Annotated in this window: 1 protein-coding gene; it reads right to left on the bottom strand. The window is 60.7% G+C overall.

What is annotated here, in order from left to right; genetic code table 11:
- Positions 1 to 1253 (bottom strand): isopeptide-forming domain-containing fimbrial protein (locus tag ATN37_RS32865; protein WP_308125250.1); only part of this gene is annotated, 1253 nt, incomplete at its 3' end.
- Between the last annotated feature and the right edge of the window lie 24 nt (positions 1254 to 1277).

The raw sequence follows: 1277 nt of genomic DNA on the forward strand, positions 1-1277 counted from the left end.
ACAGCGATCTTCGGAGACACCACCGGGTGTTCGGTCGTCACCGGCGGAGGAGTGATCTCCGGACCCGTCGGCGGCTTCGCAGTACCGGTGACCTTGTTGTTGATCAGAACCCCGCCGGCAACACCGTCGTTGACCTTCACCTGATAGGTCAGAACAACCGACTTACCGGCCTCGAGCACACCAGTCCACGAGAGCGTGGTGCCCGACAGCGTCGGAGCAGCGGCAGCAGCACCGTCGACAGTCGCCTTGAGCGAACCGTCCACCAACGTCGCGTTGTCGAGAACCTTCGACAGATCATCGGTCAACACCACCGGATCAAGAGTCGTGTTACCCGTATTCGCACCCGTCACCGTATACGTGATCGTCTGACCCGCAGCAACATTGGTACCCGACACCGGATCCGCAGCCTTCGCGACCGTGAACCCCGGAACCTTCACCGGGTGTTCGGTCGTCACCGGCGGAGGAGTGATCTCCGGACCCGTCGGCGGCTTCGCAGTACCGGTGACCTTGTTGTTGATCAGAACCCCGCCGGCAACACCGTCGTTGATCTTCACCTGATAGGTCAGGACAACCGACTTACCGGCCTCGAGCACACCAGTCCACGAGAGCGTGGTGCCCGACAGCGTCGGGGCAGCGGCAGCAGCACCGTCGACAGTTGCCTTGAGCGAACCGTCCACCAACGTCGCGTTGTCGAGAACCTTCGACAGATCATCGGTCAACACCACCGGATCAAGAGTCGTGTTACCCGTGTTGGAACCGGTCACCGTGTATGTGATCGTCTGACCCGCAGCAACATTGGTACCCGATGCAGGATCGGCAGCCTTCGCGACCGTGAACCCCGGAACCTGAACCGGATGCGTCGTGCACAGCTGCGTCACCGGATCACACACCTCCGGAGGATCAACCGGCGGAGTCGTACCCGGAACAACGAAGTTGAGCACCGTGTTGTCGGCATTCGCCGCAACGCGATCGGCATCAGCCTTGACCGTGACGGTGTACGTCACCGTCTTGCTCTCACCGGCCGCAAGGGTTCCCGTCACCGAGAAACCATCCGTGCCGACCATCGCAGCCGTCAACGGAGCATCAGCACTCAAGCTGCCCGCAACCAGATCAGCATCATCGAGCAGACCACGCAGATCATCGAAGTACGCGACCTCACCCGCACCGTTACCGGTGTTCGAGAACGAAAGCGTGTACTTGATGTCCTGACCGGCAACAACATTCGAACCCGACACCGGATCAGAAGACTTCACCACAGCAATCTTCGGAGACACCAC

The sequence above is a fragment of the Rhodococcus sp. MH15 genome (assembly GCF_019266045.1).
GTDB classification, from domain to species: Bacteria; Actinomycetota; Actinomycetes; order Mycobacteriales; family Mycobacteriaceae; genus Rhodococcus_F; species Rhodococcus_F qingshengii.